Origin of the sequence: Caballeronia sp. GAWG1-1, from assembly GCF_023631465.1 — a bacterium.
Taxonomy (GTDB): Bacteria; Pseudomonadota; Gammaproteobacteria; order Burkholderiales; family Burkholderiaceae; genus Caballeronia.
This window is the reverse complement of the sequence record NZ_JALQDB010000015.1, coordinates 1-769: the sequence shown is the minus strand read 5'-3', so window position 1 is coordinate 769 and position 769 is coordinate 1. Positions and strand designations below refer to the sequence as shown.

General features: G+C 61.4%; 1 protein-coding gene. It reads left to right on the top strand.

Going from position 1 to position 769, the window contains the following annotated elements; all coding sequences use genetic code 11:
* A partial coding sequence (locus NCT03_RS10345; RefSeq protein WP_250492629.1) for an electron transfer flavoprotein subunit beta/FixA family protein occupies positions 1–693 on the top strand: 693 nt, incomplete at its 5' end.
* Between the last annotated feature and the right edge of the window lie 76 nt (positions 694–769).

Below are 769 nucleotides of genomic sequence, written 5' to 3'. Positions count from 1 at the left end.
AAGTCGGACAACACGGGTGTCGATATCGCCAACGTGAAGATGTCCATGAACCCGTTCGACGAGATCGCCGTGGAAGAGGCGGTGCGTCTGAAAGAAGCGGGCGTGGCAACCGAAGTGATCGCCGTGTCGTGCGGCGTCACGCAATGCCAGGAAACGCTGCGCACGGCGCTTGCAATCGGCGCGGATCGCGCCATTCTCGTCGAGTCCGTCGATGAGTTGCAGCCGCTTGCCGTCGCCAAACTGCTCAAGGCGTTGGTCGATCAGGAAAAGCCCGAACTCGTCATCCTCGGCAAACAAGCAATCGACGACGACTCGAACCAGACCGGACAGATGCTCGCCGCGCTGGCAGGCTTGCCGCAAGCGACGTTTGCATCGAAGGTCGTCGTAGCTGACGGCAAAGCCACCGTGTCGCGCGAAGTCGATGGCGGCGCGGAAACGCTGTCGTTGAAGCTGCCCGCTGTCATCACCACCGACCTGCGCCTGAACGAGCCGCGTTATGTGACGCTGCCCAACATCATGAAGGCAAAGAAGAAGCCGCTGACGGTCGTGAAGCCGGCCGACCTCGGCGTGGATGTCGCGCCGCGACTGAAGACGCTGAAGGTCGTCGAGCCGCCTAAGCGTTCGGCGGGTGTGGTGGTGCCCGATGTCAAGACTCTGGTCGAGAAGTTGCAGAACGAAGCGAAGGTGATCTGATGACGATTCTGGTAATTGCGGAACACGACAACGCGTCCATCAAGGCCGCGACGTTGAACACGGTAGCGGCGGCGGC